This window comes from Microvirga antarctica (genome assembly GCF_017921815.1).
Lineage (GTDB): Bacteria > Pseudomonadota > Alphaproteobacteria > Rhizobiales > Beijerinckiaceae > Microvirga > Microvirga antarctica.
In genome coordinates, this window is the sequence record NZ_JAGEMM010000090.1 from 1 (window position 1) to 290 (window position 290).

At 48.6% G+C, this 290-nt stretch carries 1 protein-coding gene; it reads right to left on the bottom strand.

All coding sequences use genetic code 11. The annotated features are described in order from the left end of the window. Positions 1 to 32: 32 nt before the first annotated feature. Positions 33 to 290: undecaprenyl diphosphate synthase family protein (locus J4G32_RS20985; RefSeq protein WP_210497621.1), on the bottom strand; the 258-nt coding region annotated here is incomplete at its 5' end.

Genomic DNA, 290 nt, shown 5'->3' on the forward strand with positions numbered 1-290 from the left:
ATCAGGCGATACTTCAGCAAAAGCAACCCCCATCAGGCTTTGTCATCACCAGGCTCGGTACCGCCGAAACGACGCTCTCGATTAGCAAAGGCATGCAGCGCACCTTCAAAGTCTTGTTCATCGAAATCGGGCCAAAGAACATCCGTAAAGTAAAGTTCGGCATAGGCAATTTGCCAAAGCAAAAAGTTACTAATGCGATGCTCTCCCCCAGTCCTAATTACTAAATCCACAGGCGCCAGCTCATGCATACAGATTTGCTGGCCTAGTCTCTCTTCATCAATCTGATCGGG